The 20,304-nt window shown below is 66.5% G+C and carries 19 protein-coding genes and 1 tRNA gene; 9 read left to right on the forward strand and 11 right to left on the reverse strand.

Annotated elements, in window-relative coordinates; translation table 11 throughout:
- Positions 1-266 precede the first annotated feature (266 nt).
- Positions 267-689 (forward strand): RNA polymerase-binding protein DksA, encoded by a 423-nt coding sequence (gene dksA, locus GL284_RS00005; protein ID WP_155042602.1) that lies wholly within the window; start codon positions 267-269, stop codon positions 687-689.
- Between the two features lie 73 nt (positions 690-762).
- On the forward strand, positions 763-1,908 hold the full coding sequence (locus GL284_RS00010) for an FAD-dependent oxidoreductase (RefSeq protein ID WP_155042603.1): 1,146 nt from the start codon (positions 763-765) through the stop codon (positions 1,906-1,908).
- A 117-nt stretch (positions 1,909-2,025) separates the two neighbouring features.
- Here the strand turns inward: GL284_RS00010 and glmM are convergent, their stop codons facing one another.
- The 8 genes from glmM to GL284_RS00050 form a co-directional block, all read right to left on the reverse strand.
- A complete protein-coding gene (glmM, locus tag GL284_RS00015) occupies positions 2,026-3,369 on the reverse strand; it encodes a phosphoglucosamine mutase (RefSeq protein WP_155042604.1) in 1,344 nt (447 codons plus the stop codon).
- The gene (folP, locus tag GL284_RS00020; RefSeq protein ID WP_155042605.1) at positions 3,366-4,340 is read right to left on the reverse strand and encodes a dihydropteroate synthase; all 975 of its coding nucleotides are present in this window, start codon (positions 4,338-4,340) and stop codon (positions 3,366-3,368) included. The genes glmM and folP overlap by 4 nt, the downstream gene beginning before the upstream one ends.
- 57 nt (positions 4,341-4,397) lie before the next feature.
- Positions 4,398-5,180 (reverse strand): dihydroneopterin aldolase, encoded by a 783-nt coding sequence (locus tag GL284_RS00025; RefSeq protein ID WP_155042606.1) that lies wholly within the window; start codon positions 5,178-5,180, stop codon positions 4,398-4,400.
- Between the two features lie 68 nt (positions 5,181-5,248).
- The gene (locus GL284_RS00030; protein WP_341870529.1) at positions 5,249-5,677 is read right to left on the reverse strand and encodes a cell wall hydrolase; all 429 of its coding nucleotides are present in this window, start codon (positions 5,675-5,677) and stop codon (positions 5,249-5,251) included.
- A gap of 320 nt (positions 5,678-5,997) precedes the next feature.
- Positions 5,998-8,559, reverse strand: a complete 2,562-nt coding sequence (locus GL284_RS00035) for a putative PEP-binding protein (protein WP_155042608.1) — start codon at positions 8,557-8,559, stop codon at positions 5,998-6,000.
- Between the two features lie 104 nt (positions 8,560-8,663).
- Complete coding sequence (gene glyS / locus GL284_RS00040; protein ID WP_155042609.1) at positions 8,664-10,769, reverse strand: glycine--tRNA ligase subunit beta; 2,106 nt, start codon at positions 10,767-10,769, stop codon at positions 8,664-8,666.
- The gene (locus GL284_RS00045; RefSeq protein WP_155042610.1) at positions 10,769-11,239 is read right to left on the reverse strand and encodes a DUF6446 family protein; all 471 of its coding nucleotides are present in this window, start codon (positions 11,237-11,239) and stop codon (positions 10,769-10,771) included. The genes glyS and GL284_RS00045 overlap by 1 nt, the downstream gene beginning before the upstream one ends.
- On the reverse strand, positions 11,239-12,201 hold the full coding sequence (locus GL284_RS00050; RefSeq protein WP_155042611.1) for a glycine--tRNA ligase subunit alpha: 963 nt from the start codon (positions 12,199-12,201) through the stop codon (positions 11,239-11,241). The genes GL284_RS00045 and GL284_RS00050 overlap by 1 nt, the downstream gene beginning before the upstream one ends.
- 85 nt (positions 12,202-12,286) lie before the next feature.
- Between GL284_RS00050 and GL284_RS00055 the strand changes: the two genes are divergently transcribed.
- Positions 12,287-13,780 carry a peptidoglycan-binding domain-containing protein gene (locus GL284_RS00055; RefSeq protein ID WP_155042612.1) on the forward strand — a complete coding sequence of 498 codons (1,494 nt, stop codon included), beginning with the start codon at positions 12,287-12,289 and terminating at the stop codon, positions 13,778-13,780.
- Here GL284_RS00055 and GL284_RS00060 read toward each other — a convergent pair.
- Complete coding sequence (locus tag GL284_RS00060; protein ID WP_155042613.1) at positions 13,777-15,225, reverse strand: TrkH family potassium uptake protein; 1,449 nt, start codon at positions 15,223-15,225, stop codon at positions 13,777-13,779. The two genes, GL284_RS00055 and GL284_RS00060, sit on opposite strands and share 4 nt — an antisense overlap.
- 89 nt (positions 15,226-15,314) lie before the next feature.
- On the opposite strand from GL284_RS00060, the gene GL284_RS00065 reads away from it, so the two are divergent.
- Positions 15,315-15,388, forward strand: a tRNA-Gly gene (locus GL284_RS00065).
- A 114-nt stretch (positions 15,389-15,502) separates the two neighbouring features.
- Here the strand turns inward: GL284_RS00065 and GL284_RS00070 are convergent.
- A complete protein-coding gene (locus GL284_RS00070; protein ID WP_196217070.1) occupies positions 15,503-15,934 on the reverse strand; it encodes an excalibur calcium-binding domain-containing protein in 432 nt (143 codons plus the stop codon).
- A gap of 13 nt (positions 15,935-15,947) precedes the next feature.
- On the opposite strand from GL284_RS00070, the gene GL284_RS00075 reads away from it, so the two are divergent.
- From GL284_RS00075 to truA, 5 genes are all read left to right on the forward strand, one after another.
- Positions 15,948-16,658 carry an NAD(P)/FAD-dependent oxidoreductase gene (locus GL284_RS00075; protein WP_196216693.1) on the forward strand — a complete coding sequence of 237 codons (711 nt, stop codon included), beginning with the start codon at positions 15,948-15,950 and terminating at the stop codon, positions 16,656-16,658.
- A 28-nt stretch (positions 16,659-16,686) separates the two neighbouring features.
- On the forward strand, positions 16,687-17,037 hold the full coding sequence (locus GL284_RS00080) for a cupin domain-containing protein (RefSeq protein WP_155042614.1): 351 nt from the start codon (positions 16,687-16,689) through the stop codon (positions 17,035-17,037).
- A gap of 274 nt (positions 17,038-17,311) precedes the next feature.
- Positions 17,312-17,485, forward strand: coding sequence for a hypothetical protein (locus GL284_RS00085; RefSeq protein ID WP_155042615.1), 174 nt, complete (start codon positions 17,312-17,314; stop codon positions 17,483-17,485).
- Positions 17,486-17,662: 177 nt separating this feature from the next.
- Complete coding sequence (locus GL284_RS00090) at positions 17,663-18,634, forward strand: 5-bromo-4-chloroindolyl phosphate hydrolysis family protein (RefSeq protein ID WP_155042616.1); 972 nt, start codon at positions 17,663-17,665, stop codon at positions 18,632-18,634.
- Positions 18,634-19,416 carry a tRNA pseudouridine(38-40) synthase TruA gene (gene truA / locus GL284_RS00095; protein WP_155042617.1) on the forward strand — a complete coding sequence of 261 codons (783 nt, stop codon included), beginning with the start codon at positions 18,634-18,636 and terminating at the stop codon, positions 19,414-19,416. The genes GL284_RS00090 and truA overlap by 1 nt, the downstream gene beginning before the upstream one ends.
- A gap of 12 nt (positions 19,417-19,428) precedes the next feature.
- Here the strand turns inward: truA and GL284_RS00100 are convergent, their stop codons facing one another.
- The gene (locus GL284_RS00100; RefSeq protein ID WP_196216692.1) at positions 19,429-20,157 is read right to left on the reverse strand and encodes a sugar transferase; all 729 of its coding nucleotides are present in this window, start codon (positions 20,155-20,157) and stop codon (positions 19,429-19,431) included.
- Positions 20,158-20,304 lie beyond the last annotated feature (147 nt).

The raw sequence follows: 20,304 nt of genomic DNA on the forward strand, positions 1-20,304 counted from the left end.
TCAAGGTCTCGCAACCCGAAACTTGTCCGAAGATCGACGGTGACCGCCAGCGTCACCAACGGCCGCGCGCTGCGCTACGCCGAAGGCTCCGCGCGCGGCCTCCTACACCATGTGTTGGGACACTGCCCGAAAGCCTAATTGCGCAGGTGATGCCGTGCAAGCGCAGCATCCAAACCTAGCAGGAAAGGCATAGTGACAAAGCCCGCACCATCCTTTATGCGGGCGGCACGGAGCTGGCATACAGGCGCCCGGCTCCCGGAGGACCGATGAAAGCCCAGACCTTTCTGCCCGAAGATTACCGTCCCGCCGAAGACGAACCCTTTATGAATGACATGCAGCTGGAATATTTCCGGCGCAAATTGATTGCCTGGAAACAGGAATTGCTCGACCAGTCCGCCGAGACGCTGGAGGGTCTGCAGGAAAGCGCGCGCAACGTGCCCGATCTGGCCGACCGCGCCTCCGAGGAAACCGACCGCTCACTGGAGCTGCGCACGCGTGACCGGCAGCGCAAGCTGGTCAGCAAGATCGATTCGGCGCTGCGCCGCATCGAAACCGGCGATTACGGTTATTGCGAAATGACGGGCGAGCCGATCAGCCTCAAGCGGCTGGATGCCCGCCCGATCGCGACCATGACGCTGGAAGCGCAGGAAAAGCACGAGCGGCGCGAACGCGTCCACCGCGACGATTGATCGCGGGAATGGCGGCATGGCGGGGCCTGTTCCGGCCCCGTCCTTCGCATTGGGTCCGCATGGACAAGACGCGATGACCGGTCTTGGCGCATCTTCGATCAGCATTATTGGCGCAGGCATCGCCGGGCTGACCGCCGCCTGCGCGCTTGCGCGTCATGGCGCGCAGGTGACGGTCTTGGAACGCGCCCCCGCGCTTGAGGAGACCGGCGCGGGCTTGCAGCTTTCCCCGAATGCCCTGCGCGTGATCGACGCGCTGGGATTATGGCCGCAGCTTGAAGCGATCTCGGCCCCGTCCCAGCGGGTCGAGCTTTTCGACACGGCCGGGCGTCTGGTGTCGCGGCTGGATCTGGCGAAGTATCGCCCGCAGGACCGCTTCCGGCTGGTGCATCGTGCAAGGCTGATCGAGTTGCTGGCCGATGCAGCGTGCGCGGCGGGGGCGCAGATCACGCTGGGCCATGAGGTGACGGATCTGCCAAAGGCCGATCTGGTCATCGGCGCGGATGGCATCAAAAGCCGCATCCGTCCGCGCCTGAACGGCCCCGAAACGCCGTTTTTCACCAAGCAGACCGCATGGCGTGCGCTGATCCCATCAGAACCCGGCGCGGCCCCGGCAAGTCAGGTCTTCATGGGACCGGGGCGGCATCTGGTCAGCTATCCGCTGGCCAAGGGCCTGCGCAATATCGTCGCGGTGGTGGAACGTCCGGACTGGCATGACGAAGGCTGGTCCCACCCCGGAGATCCGACCGAGCTGCGTGCCGCATTTGCCCACTTCGGCGGGCCGGTGCCGGGCTGGCTGGCGCAGGTGCAACAGGTCAGCCTGTGGGGCCTCTTTCGCCACCCGGTCGCCGCACATTGGCAGCGCCCGGCCAGCGACGGCCCGGCATTGGTCCTGATCGGTGATGCGGCACATCCCACCCTGCCCTTCATGGCGCAAGGCGCGGTGATGGCGATCGAGGATGCATGGATCCTTGCAGACTGCCTTGCCCGCGCGCCAATGGCTGAGGCGCTGGCCCGCTTCCAGTCGCTGCGCCAACCCAGATGCCAGCGCATCGTCGCAGCCGCGAATGGCAATGCCCGAAACTATCACATGCGCGGCCCGACCCGCGCCGTCGCACATGCGGGCCTGCGCGCCATCTCGACCCTGACGCCGGGTTTGCTGATCGAACGCTTTGCCTGGCTTTACGATTACGATCCGACGAGCATCGCGGCTCAGGGCTGAGCGTTTCTCTGTTCCTCAAATACTCATGCGACGGCGCCAGCGGCGATGTCCTTTGAGTATTTGTAGAACAGAGAAACCGGGCCCTGCGATCCGAACCCGGCATGGGCGGCCAGCGGCTCAGGCGGCTTTCTCCACGGCGGCGACGATGCCGTCCACGACTTCGCGCAGCATGTGCTCGTCCTCGGCCTCGGCCATGACGCGGATCAGGGGTTCGGTGCCGGATTTCCGGATCAGCACCCGGCCCGATCCGTGCAGCCGCGCCTCGGCCCGGGCGATCTCGGCCTTCACCGCATCGGCGGACAGCGGATCTGCCCCTGCGGCATAGCGCACGTTCTTCAGCATCTGCGGCACCGGCTGGAATTGCGTCACCAGTTCCGAGGCGCGTTTGCCGCCATCGGCCAGCGCCGCAAGGAATTGCAGGCCAGCGATCAGCCCGTCGCCGGTGGTGGCATAATCGGTCATGACGATATGGCCGGATTGTTCGCCGCCAAGGTTGAAGCCCGCCCCGCGCATCCGTTCGACCACATAGCGATCGCCCACCGCGGTGCGTTCCAGCCGCAGGCCGCGGCCTTGCAGATAGCGCTCAAGGCCCAGATTGGACATCACCGTGGCAACCAGCGCGCCGCCGCGCAACCGGCCCTGTTCGGCCCAGCGGCCCGCCAGCAGAGCCATCAGCTGGTCGCCATCCGCCACCTGTCCCGTTTCGTCGATGATCATCACCCGGTCGGCATCGCCGTCCAGGCTGATGCCCAGATCCGCCCCGTGCTCGAGCACCGCCTTGGCGCAGGCCTGAGGGTGGGTCGAGCCGACGCCGTCATTGATGTTGTAGCCATCGGGATGCACGCCCAGCGGGATGACCTCGGCGCCCAGTTCCCACAACACATCCGGGGCAGCGCGATAGGCAGCACCATTGGCGCAGTCGATCACCACCTTCAGCCCGTTCAGCCGTTGCCCCGCCGGGAATGTGGTCTTGGCATATTCGACATAGCGCCCGCGCCCATCGTCGATGCGGCGCGCGCGGCCGATATTCTGCGGCTGCGCGGGCTCGATCTCGCTGGCGACGATGGCCTCGATTTCGGCCTCGGCCTCATCGGACAGCTTGAAGCCGTCCGGGCCGAAGAACTTGATGCCGTTATCCGCCGCCGGGTTGTGGCTGGCCGAGATCATGATCCCCACATCCGCCCGCATCGAGCGGGTCAAAAACCCCACCGCAGGCGTCGGCACAGGCCCCAGCAGCAGCACGTTCATGCCGGTGCTGGTCAGCCCGGCCGTCAGGGCGTTTTCCAGCATATAGCCCGACAGCCGCGTATCCTTGCCAATCACGACACGGTGGCGGTCCTCGCCCTTCCTGCGGAAATAGCGCCCGGCGGCGGCGCCAAGGCGCAGCGCCATCTCGGCGGTCATGGGATAGGTGTTGGCGCGTCCGCGCACGCCGTCTGTCCCGAAAAGCTTCCTGCTCATTCGCCCTCTCCTGCCACTGCGCGCCACAACGCGAGGCCTTGTCTTGTGTCTGCCACGTCATGGACGCGGTGGATCTGTATGCCCTGCGCGACCCCGGCCAGTGTGACGGCCAGCGTGCCCGCCGCACGGTCCGCCGCGCGTTCAGCCCCGCCGATCGCGCCGATGAAGCGCTTGCGTGACACGCCCAGCAGCACGGCACAGCCCAGTCCATGATAGACCGAGATCCGCCGCAGGATCGCCAGATTATGCGCCTGCGATTTGCCGAAACCAATGCCCGGGTCGATCACGATGCGGTTGCGCGGGATGCCCGCCGCCATGGCGCAGTCGATCCGCAGCTTGATCGCGTCATAGACATCCAGCAGCACATCGCCATAGCTGGGATTGTCCTGCATGGTTTCCGGCACGCCCTGCGCATGCATGATGCACAGCGCCACGCCCATCTGCGCCACGGCAGCGGCCATGCCCGGATCATGGTCCAGCCCCGAGACATCGTTGACCAGCCCCGCCCCCGCCGCGACGGCGGCGCGTGCCACATCGGCCTTGCGCGTATCGACCGAGATGGCGGCCTGCCCCCTTGCCCCCTTGATCACCGGGATGATGCGGGCGATTTCATCGGGCGATGCCACCTCCAGCGCGCCGGGCCGGGTGGATTCGCCGCCGATATCGACGATGGCGGCACCTTTGGCGATCAGCCTGCGCGCATGGTCCAGCCCGTCATAGGCGCCGCCATCGGAAAAGCTGTCAGGTGTGGCGTTGACGATGCCCATGATCTGCGGGCGTTCCATCGCCAGCCCCATGACCGGCGCGCGCGGCGCGGTCAGGGCGGCCATGACCGCATCGGGGGCGCTGTCCACGATCCGGGGCGGCGCACCCCGCTGCAACTGCTCGAATTGCGAAAAGCGGACCCAGCCTCCGGCAAGTTGCCAGCGGCCATGTTCGGTCGGGATCGGGCGGTAATAGCTGTGTTCCATGGTGGTCCTGACCGGCTTGGCGCATCATCCGCGCGGCACGCTGCGATGCAAGAGGGCTTAAATCCGGCCCGTCGGGATCCGGTAGCCGTTCGGAACCGCAGGCAGGTCCGCCGCCTTGGGCAGGGCCCAGTCCAATTGGCTGGCCTGCAGCCGGTCGGCCAGCCACAGCGCCAGCACATGCGGGTCCGAGGGCAGACCCGCCACGTCGCGCACCATGCGGGCGGGTGCCCAGACCACGGCGCGGCCTTCGGTCGCGGCCCATTCCAGTTCTGTCTGCGTGGCGGCGACGGTCAGGCCAAGATGGCCTGCCAGCGCCCATGCCGCCTGATCCAGCGCCAGAAGCTCGACCTCGCGCGGGTTGCCGCCCTGCGGCAGCGGCAGGCCCGGCGCATCGGGAACCAGCGCCACGCCACCGGCGGGCAGCGGGAATTCGGTGCCGTGAAAGATCACCCGCAACTGCGCCGCCGTCGCGTCCGCTGCCACCCGCGCCTGACGGCGGCTCAGCGTGACGCCAAGCGCGCCGGGGATGCGGTCCAGCTTTTCGACCGTGACGCTGACCTGCGCCGCACGCGGATGCGCCAGCACCTGCGCGGCGATCTTTTCGGCCAGCGTTTCCAGCAGATCATAGCGGCGATCGGCCAGCCCCGCCGCCACGGCTCCGGTCAGGATGTCATAGGACAGGATGCGGTCCACCTCATCGTCGACGCCGACGACATGAGTGGCCAGTTCGACCTGAATGTTGAAACGCAGGCGCTGTTCCTGACCCCGTTCGGTCTGGAACGCCCCTATTTCGGCCGAAACGATGTAATCGCGCAGGTGGATACGGTCAGGCTGGTCCATGGGCCCATCTCACAGGAAAACGGCCCCGCCGCAAGGGACAGGGCCGCAGGAGCATCGGCATATTTGCGTCAGTTCGACGCCAGCCGCTGTTCCGAGCGATAGAAGATGTGGCTGCCGATGCGGGCCGTGCGCTCGAACTTGCGCGACCATTTCGGCTTGACGGCGGGCGTGTGGAAATAGGTCGCGCCATCGGTCAGATTGCGCGGCGCACCCTGAAGTGCGGCCTTGGCGATCTGCTGGGCGCGGGCATAGGCGCCACGCTCGCGGATGCGGCCCTTCTTATAGGTGAATTGCCCGCTTTGGTTCACGACGCCGCAGACGGTTTTCGGAAAGCGCGGATGATCGACGCGGTTCAGAATGACCTCGGCCACCGCGCGCTGGCCCTGCGAGCCTTCGCCGCGGGCCTCGAAGTACAGAGCTTCGGAAAGGCATTGCAGATCGGTATTGCTGACATTCGGCGTCGCGGCGGGTGCGGCGGCGCTGGTCTTGTAGGTCACGCGCTGCTGGGTATCTGCCAGTGCCGGTGCGGCTGCGACGGCAGGAAGCGCAAGAGCAACACACACAGAAACGCGCGCCAACCATGACGTTGGTTTCGACATTTTGGTCCTGTTCAACTGGGTACGAAGGTTCACTGTCCCGGGTCGTTTGTTACAGCCATCCAAGGCCTGTTCTGGCGTGCAATGGGCCGCAAGCGGTTCCGGCGATCTACCCCACTTAGGCGTGATCGCGAAAAATGGCAGGAAAACGAATGATTTAAGCGGAAAGCCGCCGACAGTGATTTCGTTAACGGGCGGGTTTCGGCCAAATGGCCATTGGCCTACGACTGCGCCGCGGCGTCATATTCCAGCGACTCGCGCCGGATCAGCACTGATTCCTGCGCCGCTGCCAGCCGTGCGACAGGCACACGGAAGGGCGAGCATGAGACATAGTTCACCCCCGCGCGCAGACAAAATGCGATGGATTCGGGATTGCCGCCATGTTCGCCGCAAACCGAGATCGTGATGTCGGGGGCCTGCTTGCGGGCGCGTTCGGTGCCGATGGCCACAAGCTCGCCCACCCCGTCGCGGTCAAGGATGTGGAACGGGTCTTCGGCATAGACGCCCTGCCCGACATAGGTGCCCATGAACCGCCCGGCATCGTCGCGCGACAGCCCATAGGTCATCTGCGTCAGATCGTTCGTGCCGAAGGACAGAAAGGCCGCGTGCTGGACGATATCGCCCGCGCGCAGCGCCGCGCGCGGCGTTTCGACCATGACGCCCAGACGATAGGCGAAATCGGTGCGGGTTTCGTTTCTGACGGCGGCGGCCACGGCATCGATGCGGGTCTTGACCAGCTCGACCTCGCGCCGGGCGCTGACCAGCGGGATCATGATCTCGGGGACGACGGGATCGCCGTTGCGGCTGGCCTCGATGGTGGCCTCGAAGATGGCGCGGGCCTGCATGTCATAGATTTCGGGGATGGTGATGCCCAGACGCACGCCGCGCAGCCCCAGCATGGGATTGAATTCGGTCAGCGACTCGACCCGGCGCGTCACGTCGGACAAGGGCAGATCCAGCGATTCCGCCAGGGCCCGCATGCCTTCGCGGTCATGCGGCAGGAATTCGTGCAGCGGCGGGTCGAACAGGCGGATCGTTAACGGCAGCCCGGCCATGATCTTGAACAGCTCGACAAAATCGCCGCGCTGCATCGGCAGCAGGCGGTCCAGCGACAGGCGGCGATCTTCGGATTTGTCGGCAAAGATCATCTCGCGCATGGCGGGCAGGCGTTCGTCATCGAAGAACATATGCTCGGTGCGGCACAGCCCGATGCCCTGCGCGTTGAAGCGCCGCGCGGTGCGGGCGTCTTCGGGCGTGTCGGCATTGGCGCGGATGCGGATGCTGGATTGTTCGTCGGCCCAGTCCAGAAGCTGGTTGAAGCTGTCGTCCAGCGCCGGTTCCAGCATTTCGGCCGCGCCCGCCAGCACCTCGCCCGAGGTGCCGTCGATGGTGATCTCGTCGCCCTCGTGAAATTCGCGCCCGCCCGAGCGCAGGGTGCGCGCGCGGCTGTCGATCGAGATGCCGCTGGCGCCCACGATGCAGGGCAGGCCGATGCCGCGCGCAATCACCGCCGCATGGCTGGTCATGCCGCCGCGTTCGGTCAGCACCGCGACGGCGGCGTGCATGCCGCGAATGTCCTCCGGCACGGTTTCGCGCCGCACCAGCACGGCGCGGTCGCCCCGCGCCTCGGCGGCCTGCGCGGCCGTGGCGGAAAAGACGATGCGGCCGGTGGCGGCGCCGGGGCTGGCATTGATGCCGCGCGTGATGATGTCGCGCGGCGCGCTGGGATCGACCTGATAATGCAGCAGGTCCGACAGCACGCGCGGTTCGACCCGCATGACGGCTTCTTCGGGCGGGATGATGCCGTCGCGCGCCAGCGCCACCGCGATGCGCACGCTGGCGCGGGATGAGCGCTGCACGCGCACCGCGTCGATGATGGACAGCTGGCTGTCCGAGACGACGAATTCCACCTGCATCTCTTCGCGCAGGCGTTCGCGGGCGGCGACGCCGTACCGCACCAGATCGGCAAAGACCTCGGGGGCGGCTTCTTCCAGCGAGGGGCCGCGCGGGTCGCGGGTCAGATACAGCGTCTCGGCATCCTTGCCACGGGCGCGGCCCTGCGTCTGGCCGCGAAAGCGCCCGGTGATGCGCGGCGTGCCGGTGGTGCTGTCGATCAGCTGGATCGAGCCCGAGCCCGTCACCCCCGGCCCCAGCGCCAGCGCCATGTCCTGCACGATCAGCCCCAAGGGGGCCTGCGCCGGTGCGCCCTTGGCCTGACGCAGCAGCCGCGCGGTCGGCCCGTCCCAGGCGCGGGCCATGCTGCGCAGCACCTCGGACAATTGCCGGGCGGGATCCTGGGGGAATTCCTCGTCGGTTTCGCTTTTATAGGCGTCCAGCGCGGCTTTCAGCCCGCCATCGCTGTCGGAAAACATGTCCGGATCCAGCCGGGCGACATGGATGGCATAGGATTGCACGAAGCCCAGATAGATCGCATCCGCCGCCGCCTTGCCGCGTTTTTCGGCCAGTCTGGCGTGGCATTCGTGGTTGATGCCGACATTCAGCACCGTGTTTGGCCCGCCCCATGCCGGATTGACCGCCGAGGGGCGCACGCTGACCAGCCCGTCGGCGCCGCCGATAATGCTGGACAGGCGGGCCCGGTCCGGGGTCTGGCCATTGCCGATGGCCCGCACCGCATCGGCCGAGAAGGCGAAGCTGGTCGGCACGGGCAGTTCCATGCGCACCAGCCGTTGCAGGCATTTCGCGCGCCAGCCATGCCTGACGACCTGCACCCCCGCCGAGGGGGTGATGTGGACGATCGCATCGGGTTCGGTCAGGGCGGACATGCTGGCGTCAGATTAGGCACGGGTGGGTTGATCGTGCAAGTGCGGCAAAGGATGGGGGCTCTGCCCCCACACCCCCGGAGTATTTTCGGAACGAAGAAGCCGGCCTAGCCCTCGATGCGGTTGAAATCGGCGATGAGGCGGCCGGTTTCGCGGATGCGCGACAGAAGGTTCAGGCGGTTGCGCCGCGTGATCTGGTTGTCGGCATTAATCTGGACCGCATCGATGAAGGCGTCGATGGGGCCGCGCAATGTGGCGATACCTTGGGTCGCGGCCTCAAAATTGTTATGCTTGACGGCTTCGCGGATCGCCGGCTCGGCACGGTCCAGTGCAGCAAACAGTGCGCGTTCCTGATCGGTTTCGGCGAATTTCGGATCGGCGCCATAGGAGTATTCCACGCCGTCCTTTTCTTCGGCCTGCGCGAGGATGTTGCTGGCGCGTTTCAGGCCTTGCAGCAGGTTAGCGCCGTTTTCGGTTTTCAGCGTTTCGTTCAGTGCGGTGGCGCGGTTGACCAGCAGAACGAGATCGTCATTGCCGGGCATGGCGATGGCCGCGTCGATGATGTCGTGGCGGATGCCCTGATCTTTCAGGAACACCTTGAGGCGGTCGTGGAAGAAGGTGAGGAGGTCGGTTGCCTCGGCAATCTTGGAATAATCGCTCTGATCGCGATCATCACGGACGATTCCATGGCCTTGACTGCCGGTGCTGATCGTATCGAGCAACCCAACCCGCACCCCATTCCCCAGCACCAGCCGGATCACCCCCAGCGCGGCGCGGCGGAGCGCGAAGGGGTCCTTGGACCCGGTGGGCTTTTCGTCGATGGCCCAGAAGCCGGTCAGCGTGTCCAGCTTGTCGGCCAGCGCCACCGCGACCGAGACCGGGGCCGAGGGCACGGCGTCAGACGGGCCCAGCGGCGAATAATGGTCGCGGGCGGCGTCGGCCACGGCATCGGCATGGCCCGCCTGCAAGGCGTAGTAGCGGCCCATCGTGCCCTGCAATTCCGGGAATTCACCGACCATCGCCGAGCGCAGGTCCAGTTTCGCGATGCGCGCGGCCTGATCGGCCTGATCGGGATCTGCGCCCACCAGCGGCGCGATCTCGCGCGCCAGTGCGGCGATGCGCTGGATCCGGTCTGCTTGCGATCCCAGCTTGCTTTGGAAGGTCACGGATTTCAGGCCCTCGGCCCAGTCCTGCATGCCCGCGCGCGCCTCGCGCAGGTCGTTGTCCCAGAAAAAGGCCGCGTCGGACAGCCGGGCCGCTAGCACGCGCTGGTTGCCTTTCAGGATCGTTTCGCCGTGATCGGGCGTGTCGATATTGGCGACGGTCACGAAGCCCTCGATCCGGCCCGTCTTGGGGTTGCGGGCCGAGAAGAACTTCTGGTGTTCCTTCATCGAGGTCTGCAGCACCTCGGGCGGCAGGGACAGAAAGCGGTCCTCGATGGCGCCCATCAGCGGCACGGGCCATTCGACCAGCCCCGCCACCTCGGTCAGCAGACCGTCATCGGCGACGATCTCCCAGCCACGGGCGAAGGCGAGATTTGCGGCTTCCTGACGAATGGCGGCCTCGCGCTCGGCGCTGTCCAGCATGACGCGGGCGCGGCGCAGTTTGGCGGCATAGTCGTCAAAGCCGGACACCGTGACGGCATCGGGGGCCATGAAGCGGTGGCCGCGCGTGCTGTTGCCCGAGGCGATGCCTTCGATGTCCAGCGGCACCACGGTCGCGCCGGTTTCGTCGCTGAGCAGGCAGATGATGGAATGCAGCGGACGCACCCAGCGCAGCGCGCCGCTGCCCCAGCGCATCGACTTGGGCCACGGGAAATCGCGGATCGTGGCGGCCAGCACCTCGGCCACGATCTCGGCGGCCGGGCGGCCGGGCTTGTGGATATGGGCGAACCAGACCTGCCCCTTCTTGTCGTCGCGGGCGGTCAACTGATCGCGGGTCAGCCCGGTCGAGCGCAGGAAGCCCTGCAATGCCGCCTCGGGGGCGTCGGTGCGGGGGCCTTTGCGTTCCTCATGCGTGGTGGGGCTGTTGGGCGTCAGCCCTTCGATCGTCAGGGCAAGGCGGCGCGGCGTGCTGAACGCGCCTGCGCTGGCATAGGTCAGCCCCGCGCCGACCAGTCCGTCGGTCACCAGTTTCTTCAGATCCTCGCGCGCGCGGGCCTGCATCCGCGCCGGGATTTCTTCCGAGAAAAGCTCGATCAGAAGGTCGGGCATCAGTCCATTACTCCGCGTTCGGGGGTCTTGTCGTTGAATTGGTGCCAGCCGAAGGCGCGCCCGTCGGGATAGACCGCGATCACGCGGTCCACATCGGGGCGGATTTCAGGCTGCGAGAGGTAGGCTTGCGCCGCGCCAGAGGCCAGATCGGCCTGAATCCGGCCCGCATCGAAGCAGGAAAACCAGTTCGGCGGCACCAGCGGCGTGGCGTCGGGGAAAGGCTCGGCCCCGTCGGGCAGCGGTTCCAGAAGCTGGAAACACGCCCGCCAGCGGATGGGTGAGCTGCCCGCGTCGATGGCCTGCACCGCGTCGATGCTGAGCGCCACGGGCGCGCCGTTGCGCATCACGGTCAGATGCACCGTCGAGGGGTCGATCCTGTCGTAAAAGCCGTATTCCTGCGCATACCACATCCCGCCCCCGGCAGCGATGGCCGTGGCAAGAATGGCAATGGCGGGAATGCGCCCGTCCATCAGGCACCGGCCGGAAAGGCGGGCAGCGGCGCGCCGGTGGCGGCGGGGGTCGTGGCGAACAGATCCGCGCAGCGTTTCGCCAGCGCCCGCACGCGCCCGATATAAGCCTGCCGTTCGGTGACAGAAATCACGCCGCGCGCGTCCAGCAGGTTGAACAGATGGCTGGCCTTGATCGCCTGATCATAGGCAGGATGTGCCATGGGGATCACCCGGCCCGCCGCGTCGGTTTCGGCGGCGGACAGGATGCGGTCGCATTCAGCCTCGGCATCCTTGAAATGCTGCAGCAGCATGTCGGTATCGGCGACGTCGAAGTTCCAGCGGGAATATTCGCGTTCCGTCTGGTTGAAGATGTCGCCATAGGTCAGCGGAATCGGGCTGTCGGGATGGTTGAAGGGCATGTCCATGACATGTTCGACGCCCAGCACATACATCGCCAGCCGCTCGAGCCCATAGGTCAGCTCACCCGAGACGGGGCGGCAGTCATGACCGCCGACCTGCTGGAAATAGGTGAACTGGCTGACCTCCATGCCGTCGCACCAGACCTCCCAGCCAAGGCCCCATGCGCCCAGCGTCGGGCTTTCCCAGTCGTCCTCGACGAAGCGCACATCATGGATCATCGGATCAAGGCCTATGGCGCGCAGGCTGCCCAGATACAGCTCCTGCATCTGCGGCGGGCTGGGTTTGATGATGACCTGATACTGATAGTAATGCTGCAGCCGGTTCGGGTTTTCGCCGTAACGCCCATCCGTCGGACGGCGCGAAGGCTGGACATAGGCCGCAGCCCAGGGCTTCTGGCCCAGCGACCGCAGGGTGGTGGCCGGGTGGAAGGTGCCCGCGCCCACCTCCATGTCATAGGGTTGCAGCACCGCGCAGCCCTGAGCGGCCCAGTAGGATTGCAGGCGCAGGATCACGTCCTGAAAACAGACGGGCCGGGCTATCCGATCATCCTTGGGGCTGGTCATCCGGTTTTCCTTGGGCATAACTGGAAAGAAATGTCAGCCGCCTTCTAGGCATCGGCTGGCGCATGGTCAATGAGAGGGACGGTTGATGCGGGGCTTTGCACTGGTCTTGGGGGCGGGACTGGCACTTCCGTTGCCCGCCATGGCCGAAGATGTGGTCATCCGGATCGAAGCCAAGCGCGGCGCAGATGCCGCGGCCACCGCCGCGCAAGACTGGGCAGGGCAGTTTCCCGATGTCGTGACCTTCCCGCTGTCGGATGGCTGGACCGGCATCGCCCTTGGTCCGATGCCACGCGAACAGGCGTCGGTGCGGCTGGACGAATTGCGAGCGCAGAACCGTGTGCCCGGCGACAGCTTCCTGGCCCCTGCCGAAGGGCGCGTACTGAACGCCGTGCCGGGGGGCAACCCGGATGCCGCCACCGCGGCCACGCCGGAACAATCAGCCGCCACGCCTGCCAGCGCCTCGACCTTCCCGGCAGCGGCCGAGCCTGCCCCGGACGCGGCCGAGCCCGCGACCGCCGATCTGGCCGGCGAGGACGCGCCGGACACCGCCCCTGCCCCCGAGATGCCCGAAAGCGCCGCGCCGGACATGCCCGCCGCGCCCGAGGCGCCCGAGGCCCCGGCACAGTTCTTCATCCGCATCGAATCCAGCGCCGACCGCGCCGCCGCCGAAGACATGCTGGCCAAGCGGCGCGAGATCCTGCCCGATGTCGGTCTGTGGACGCTGCCGAATGGCCGCTTCGTCGTGGCGCTGGGACCGACGGATCAGGTCACGGGCGAGGCATGGCTGCGCGCCTTCAAGGATGCCCAAGCCGTGCCGCGCGATGCCTTTGTCACGCCCGCCGCCGATCTGGGCCAGAACGAAATCATCGGCAAGGTGCCTGAACTTGGCGCAGCACCCGGCGAAACCGCCATGCCGCTGGTCATGCCGCCGCTGGAGGACGTGCAGCGCGCCCTGCGTTGGGCCGGTCATTATGACGGCGCGATCGACGGCAAGGACGGCCCGATGACGCAGGCGGCCATCGCGGATGAAATCGTGCGGCTGCGCGCCTCGCCCGATCCGGCCTCGGCCATGGGCGAACTGATCCGCCGCCGCGACGCATGGCGCACCCAGATCGGCCTGACCGAGCTGCGCGACCCCCATACCGGCCTTGCCCTGCCCGCGCCGATGCAGAAGCTGCAATTCGACCGCACCGAACGCGCGCTGTCGATCTATGGCCCGAAGGATGGATCGGGCGCGGCGCTGATCCTGTTCAGCCAGCCGGGCGGCCAGCAAGAGATGCTGGACATGGCGGGGCTTGTCACCGCGCTTGGCTGGGTGCCCGCGCCCGTGCGGCAGGTGCGTCAGGGCAGCGTCATCCTTGACGGGCGCAACCAGACCCATGTGGGCCATGCCGAGGGCCGCGTGGTCGATGGCCGCGCGCAGGGCTTCGTGCTGATCTGGCCCTTGCAGGACATGCAGGAAAGCCGCCGCATCGCCTCGGAAATCTCGGACAACCTGTCGCGCTTTGCGCCGGGGGCCATGGATCCGGCGCCCGCAGAGACGGCTCCCGACACCCCCGCCACGCCCTTGGCGAACTAGCCGCGCCAGAAGCGCGGCATGAACAGCACCAGCACCGTCAGCAGTTCAAGCCTGCCGACATACATGCCCACGCTCATCATCCATTTCGCGGCGGTGGGCAGGTTGTTCACCGCGCCATTGGGAGACAGCTCGGGGCCCCACATGACGCCGACATTGGCGATGGCGGTCCACGCGCCGGTCAGCGCCGTGCGCGGATGCAGCCCGGTCATCGCCAGCCCGACGATCAGCAGACCGAATGTCAGCATGAACAGCGTGAAGAACGCCATGACGGAATCGACGACCTCATGGTTCAGCGGACGGCCGTCATACAGCAGCGGATAGACCCGGCGCGGCGACTGCATCCGCCGCAACTGCGCCTTGACCGCCTGAATCAGCACCAGATAGCGGAACACCTTGACCGAACACGAGGTCGAGCCGGTGCAGCCTCCGATCAGCCCCACCACGACCAGAATGGCAAAGGGGAAATGCCCCCATGCCGTCACATCGCTGCTGACCAGCCCCGTGCCGGAAAAGGTCGAGACCACGTTGAACGTCGTCTCGCGCAGGGTTTCGCCAATGTCGGTGGCACCGCCCAGCAACAGCCGATAGGCCACGACCGCCGCGATGGCATACAGCGTCCAGCGCAGATAGGCGCGGATCTGCACGTCGCGCCACATCGGCTGCGCGCTGCCCCGCACCAGTTGCACCATGCGGATGAACGGGATCGAGGCCATGAACATGAAAAACGCCGCCGCATATTCCAGCGGCCCCAGATAGGGTCCGAAACTGCTGTCATAATTGGAAAATCCGCCGGTCGAACAGGTGGACATCGCCAGCACGATCGCGTCGAAACCGCTCATGCCCATGACGATATAGACGATGGCGCAGGTGGCGGTCAGCGCGATATAGACCCATGTCATCTCGCGCGCGATGTCGAAGGCGCGGGGCAGGATCTTGCCCAGCGTGTCGAACCCCTCGGATTTGAAGAACTGCATGCCGCCGACCTTCATGACCGGCAGAAAGATCATGGCGACGACGATGATCCCCAGCCCGCCGAACCAGTTCAGAAACGCCCGCCAGAAATTGACGCCCATGGGCAGGTTGTCCAGATCAGGAAAGGCCGTGGTTCCGGTGGTGGTGACGCCCGACATCGCCTCGAAATAGGCATCGGTGAAGCTGGCGCCGGGCGCGCCGATCATGAAGGGGACCGCCCCCGCCGCCGGCAGCACCGCCCAGATCGAGGCGGTCAGCAAAAACGCCTGCTCCATCGTCATCTGCCGCTGCACATCGCGCGTGGCCAGCGTGATCAGCCCGCCCGCCAGCATAGTCAGGATCGAGGCTTCCAGAAAGCTTTTCCAATGCGGATCGCCAGCCCAGAAATCGACAGCCATCGGCAGCACCATCGCCGCCCCCAGCGTGATGACCAGCTTGCCGACGATATTGGCCACGGGACGGATGTCGATCATGCCAACTGCTTGCCGCGCCGCCCCGCTTGCGTCAAGCCTTGCCAAGATGCTTGCAAGCCCGCGCCGGATTGCCTATGGAAAACGGCGATGCGGGTGTAGCTCAATGGTAGAGCAGCAGCCTTCCAAGCTGAATACGTGGGTTCGATTCCCATCACCCGCTCCAACTTCCCACAAAACGATGCGTGAGCCGGCAAAATGCGTCGCAGTTCTGCGTCAGGCCGCTGTCTGCGTCGCTTTCCTTACGAAGAACTTTGCGCCGCTGTGGCAGGCCCGGCGCCTAGCACATGCTTTCGCAAGGAACGCCGTCGCTGTCGCGGTCCAGCTTGCCGCCCCAGCCGCAATTGTTCAGATACCAAATCGCTTCCTCGCAGCTGCCAATCGCGCCGCAGGTTTTGCGTGGACTGCAGGAGTAGCCGCCCTTTGCCATCTGCATCAGCCGCTGAAGATGCGGCGACTGCGGATCGGCTTCACTTTGCCGAAGCCCGCGCCGCCAATCCCAGGGCATGTCGAAGGTCGATGCCCAGATGCCCACCGCAGCGTTCCGCGCACGGGTTTCATCCGGCACATAATCGGTCGAATACTGGCGATATGCGACAGCCCACCCCTCGCGCACCATCCAGCGGTTGAGGCTGTCCTTTCCGACCGAACATTCCGCGACGCTGCGCCATAGCGGTCGATATCGGTTTCGATGCAGGCCACCTGACGCCATCGCGCCGCACTGCGTGACCACGCCGCAGGGTCGGCTGACCGCCCGCATCGTGCTGCGCGCGACCGAGGCCTTTACCTGCCAGCAGCCCGGCCAGCGGCGCAGCGTGGTGCCGCTTTATTCGCTGGTCATGGCGACCGAGCCGCTGCCGGACGCGGTGCGGCAGAGCCTTGGGTTGGACCACCGCCGCGCCTTCAACGACCTGCGCCACCTGCGGGTCTATGCCCAGATGACGGCGGATGGACGGCTGGTTTTTGGCGGGCGCGGCGCGCCCTACCGGCTGGGCTCGGCGATGCGCAGCGATCTGGTGGACGGCATCCATGCCCGGATCCATGACACGCTGGTCGAATTCTTTCCGGCGCTGCGCGACACCACCATCACGCTTCGCTGGGGCGGCGCGCTGGGGGTGGCGCGGGATTTCTGCCCCTCGGTCGGGCTGGACGCGGCGACCGGCATGGCGTGGGCGGGCGGCTATGTCGGCGACGGCGTGGCGACCAGCAATCTGGCGGGCCGCATCCTGCGCAACCTGATCCTTGGGCAGGACGCGCCGATCAACCGCCTGCCCATCGTCAACCACCGCTCGCCCCTGTGGGAGCATGAGCCGCTGCGCTGGCTGGGGGTGAATTTCGGCCTGACCGCCGCCGGTATCGGCGATGCCGAGGAACGCCTGACCCGGCGCCCGTCGCAGGTCGCAAGGCTGCTTGAGGCGCTGACCGGCGGGCATTAATCCCCGGTTGAACAACAAGGAGAAGACCATGCCCTCGATGGTGATCGTCAAAGCAGCCGAGATCAGCGGCTCCGCCCTGCCCGCCGCGGGCCAACGCGCGGGCGCCGACCGCGGCGATCCGCAACTGGGCCTGCAGAAGCTGGCACCCGAAGCGGCAGGCAGCACCGGCATCTGGGAATGCCAGCCCGGCGGCTGGCCGGTGGTGAACCGCCCCGACACCGAATTCACCTATATTGTCTCGGGCCGCGCCCGGCTGACCGATGATGCCACCGGCACCGTAACCGAGATCGGCGCGGGCGATCTGGTCATTCTGCCGCCGGGCTGGTCGGGCCGCTGGGACGTGATCGAGACCGTGCGCAAGGTCTATGCCATCTACTGACATCTGCGGGGCCGAACCCGGCCCTGCAGCAAGCTATGGGCGGGCGCGCCATATAGGGCGCCGCCCATGAAGGCGGGCAGATGTCCTGATATGGCGGCTGCGGCATCGCCATATCTGATCCGTCTTGAAGGGCGCTGCCGCCGCATCCGCTGCACACCGGACAGCGCCCAGATCCCAAGCCATGCGCGCTGCGTCATTTGTACAAATTGATTGCTGCATAAATCGCGCTCGATTATATTTTGCACGATATAACCCCGCGCAGCCGAGCCGCCTGATGCCCAATAAACTGTTCGAGAAATGGTTGCAGAATCAGCCCGCCATCGAAGCCGAGGCCATGCGACAGGCGCAGGCGCAAGGCATGGGTGAGCGTCGCTCGGCCGAGGCGGTTCACCTGATGATGCCCCGTTTGATGCGCGAATTCATCGAACGCTGCACGCGGCAGGATTGAACCGCCGCGCGTCCCGGTCGGCTGGCCTTTCTTTCGGACGCAACCAAGCCTATATCCTGCGGGCAATTCCTCTGGCCGAAAGGAAGCCGATGTCACGCAAAGCGACGCAGCGCCTGTCCTTCTTTCTTTTGATGGGACTGACGCTTTATGCCTCTTTCGTGGGGGCTGGCTAAGCCCATGGCCAAACGTTTCGGAGGCCGCTTTTCGCCGCAGGGCCAATCGCTGGACGACCCGCCGCCGCGTCCCGCGCCCACCCCGTTGCCGCATCCGCTGCAATCGCGCACGCGCTGGATCACCATCATGGGGATCCCGTTTCTGCTGAGCGCCTTCTGGCAGGATCCGGTCGGGCTGGTCGCGCATCTGGCGGCCTTTGGCAGCCTTGCCACCGGCATGATGCTGACGCGCGAAGGCCTGCAGGCCGAAGCTGCCTATGACGCCCGCCGCGTCGCCCGGCGTCCGGCGGTGCCGCGCAAGCTGTTCGGCGGCATCCTGACCGGGCTTGGGCTGGCCGCCGGATCCTATGTGCCGGGCGCCGAGGCAGGTGCCGCCGTCATCGGCGTGGCCGCAGGCGTGCTGCACTGGCTGTCCTTCGGCTCGGACCCGATGCGCGACAAGGGGATGGAGGGGATCGACACCTTCCAGCAGGACCGCGCGCATCGCATCATCGGCGAGGGTGAGGCCCATCTGGTCGCCATGCAGGACGCGATCCTGCGCACCGGCGACCGCAGGCTGGACGCCCGCGTCGGCATGTTCGCCGCCACCGCGCGCGAACTTTTCGCCAAGATCGAACAGGATCCCGGCGACATCTCGGCCACCCGGCGCTATCTGGGCATCTATCTGCAGGGCGCGCGCGATGCGACGGTGAAATTCGCCGATCTTTACGCGCAGACCCGCGACCCCCGCGCCCGGCAGGATTACGAAACCCTGCTGAGCGATCTTGAGATGCAGTTCGCCGCCCGCACCCGCAAGCTGGCCGAGGGGGACAAGGCCAATCTGGATATCGAAATCAGCGTTCTGCGCGACCGTCTGCTGCGCGAAGGTGTGCGCCCTGCCGATACGCCCCAGCCCTCGGACCCGGCCGAGCTGGAACGCTCGATGACCCTCGACGATCTGCTGATCCCGCGCGAGACCGACAAGCAACGCCGCTGATGCCCCGCTATGCCCTTCTGATCGAATATGACGGCTCTCCCTTTGCCGGCTGGCAGGCGCAGGCCGACCAGCCCAGCGTGCAGGGCGCAATCGAATCCGCGCTGGCCCGGCTGGACCCCGGCTTTCGCGACGGCGCGCGGATCGCGGCGGCGGGACGGACGGATGCGGGGGTGCATGCCTCGGGTCAGGTCGCCCATGCCGATCTGCAGCGCGACTGGGATCCCTTCCGCCTGTCCGAGGCGCTGAACTGGCATCTGAAACCCGCCCCCGTCGCCATTCTGGCCGCCGCGCGGGTCGATGAGGCGTTTCACGCCCGATTCTCGGCCACGGAACGGCGCTATACCTTCCGGCTGGTGGCGCGCCGCGCGCCGGTGACGCATGATCGCGGGCGCGTCTGGCAGGTGCTGGGGCCGCTGGACGCCGATGCGATGCGGGCGGGCGCGGCGCATCTGCTGGGGCAGCACGACTTCACCACCTTCCGCTCGACCATGTGTCAGGCGAAAAGCCCGGTCAAGACGCTGGACCAGATCCAGATCGAGGAGTTGCCCCTGCCACAGGGTCGCGAATACCGCTTTCACCTGCGTGCGCGGTCGTTTCTGCACAATCAGGTCCGTTCGATCGTCGGAACGCTGGAGCGGGTCGGCGCGGGGAGCTGGCATCCCGACCGCGTGGCAGAGGCCATCGCGGCGCGCGACCGTGCCGCCTGCGGGCCGGTCTGCCCGCCGCAGGGGCTGTATCTGACGGGGGTGGGCTATCCGCAGGCGCCGTTCGGCAGCGGCTGAGCGGCCAAGCGGTTATTCGGCGGGGATCTTGACCGCGACGGGCGCGGAGACGTGCGCTGAGGCAGGCGCTGTGGCCTTGGCCGCAGTCAGCCCGTGACCCGAAGGGATGCGGCGGCGGCCCCGGCCCTGCCAGGACGGGATCAGCACCGTCATCAGCGTGTGCCAGATGATCCACAGATCCACCCGCAGCGTGCGGCGCCGCTGATAGATCATGTCCAGCCGCAGCTTGGTCGGCAAGCAGCGGCGGTAATAGGCGGCCTCGGTCGCTTCGGCGGTCTTGCAGCGCGCCATGATCCGATCCTCATGCGCGTGATAGATCATCGTGGCAAGGCCGGTCACGCCGGGACGGTTCTGCAGCACCTGATTGTACAGCGCCGGGAACCGTTCGACATATTCCTTCAAAGGCGGGCGGGGGCCGACAAAGCTCATGTCGCCACGCAGGATGTTGAAAAGCTGCGGAAGCTCGTCAATGCGGGTGCGGCGCAGCAGGCGCCCGACCTTGGTGATGCGCCAATGCTTATGCGCGCCGGTGGCGCCGCAATCGTCATCCTCGCGCAGCATGGTGCGGAATTTCAGCAGATCGAACTGCTCGCCCGGCGCGCGCATCCGGGGCGCGACATAGAACAGCGGACGGCCCTGCGTCACCAGCAGCAGCAGCGCGACCACGGCCATCACCAGCCCAAGAGGCACCAGCAGGATCAGCGAAAACAGGATATCAAAGGCGCGCTTGCGTCGGGTCATGCCGATCCGCGCAGCCTGTTCATCGGCAATCCATCCAAGCCCCAGCCCCGGAACCGAGGTCAGGTCACGGCGATCAGCTCTGTCCCAATCATGATGAATTGTCACAGTTTGGTCGTCCCGTGTTTTTCTTGGACTGCTCATTAGATC

It is taken from the genome of Paracoccus shanxieyensis, from assembly GCF_009711265.1.
GTDB classification, from domain to species: Bacteria; Pseudomonadota; Alphaproteobacteria; order Rhodobacterales; family Rhodobacteraceae; genus Paracoccus; species Paracoccus shanxieyensis.

Coding starts and splice junctions, on each gene's coding strand:
- glmM (WP_155042604.1), bottom strand. CDS start 3,369: ATGAGCAGGAAGCTTTTCGGGACAGACGGCGTGCGCGGACGCGCCAAC.
- GL284_RS00050 (WP_155042611.1), bottom strand. CDS start 12,201: ATGACCAGCCCCAAGGATGATCGGATAGCCCGGCCCGTCTGTTTTCAG.
- GL284_RS00010 (WP_155042603.1), top strand. CDS start 763: ATGACCGGTCTTGGCGCATCTTCGATCAGCATTATTGGCGCAGGCATC.
- GL284_RS00055 (WP_155042612.1), top strand. CDS start 12,287: ATGCGGGGCTTTGCACTGGTCTTGGGGGCGGGACTGGCACTTCCGTTG.
- truA (WP_155042617.1), top strand. CDS start 18,634: ATGCCCCGCTATGCCCTTCTGATCGAATATGACGGCTCTCCCTTTGCC.
- folP (WP_155042605.1), bottom strand. CDS start 4,340: ATGGAACACAGCTATTACCGCCCGATCCCGACCGAACATGGCCGCTGG.
- GL284_RS00070 (WP_196217070.1), bottom strand. CDS start 15,934: ATGGCGTCAGGTGGCCTGCATCGAAACCGATATCGACCGCTATGGCGC.
- GL284_RS00090 (WP_155042616.1), top strand. CDS start 17,663: ATGGCCAAACGTTTCGGAGGCCGCTTTTCGCCGCAGGGCCAATCGCTG.
- GL284_RS00085 (WP_155042615.1), top strand. CDS start 17,312: ATGCCCAATAAACTGTTCGAGAAATGGTTGCAGAATCAGCCCGCCATC.
- GL284_RS00080 (WP_155042614.1), top strand. CDS start 16,687: ATGCCCTCGATGGTGATCGTCAAAGCAGCCGAGATCAGCGGCTCCGCC.
- glyS (WP_155042609.1), bottom strand. CDS start 10,769: ATGCCCGACCTTCTGATCGAGCTTTTCTCGGAAGAAATCCCGGCGCGG.
- GL284_RS00060 (WP_155042613.1), bottom strand. CDS start 15,225: ATGATCGACATCCGTCCCGTGGCCAATATCGTCGGCAAGCTGGTCATC.
- GL284_RS00035 (WP_155042608.1), bottom strand. CDS start 8,559: ATGTCCGCCCTGACCGAACCCGATGCGATCGTCCACATCACCCCCTCG.
- GL284_RS00045 (WP_155042610.1), bottom strand. CDS start 11,239: ATGGACGGGCGCATTCCCGCCATTGCCATTCTTGCCACGGCCATCGCT.
- GL284_RS00025 (WP_155042606.1), bottom strand. CDS start 5,180: ATGGACCAGCCTGACCGTATCCACCTGCGCGATTACATCGTTTCGGCC.
- GL284_RS00100 (WP_196216692.1), bottom strand. CDS start 20,157: ATGACCCGACGCAAGCGCGCCTTTGATATCCTGTTTTCGCTGATCCTG.
- dksA (WP_155042602.1), top strand. CDS start 267: ATGAAAGCCCAGACCTTTCTGCCCGAAGATTACCGTCCCGCCGAAGAC.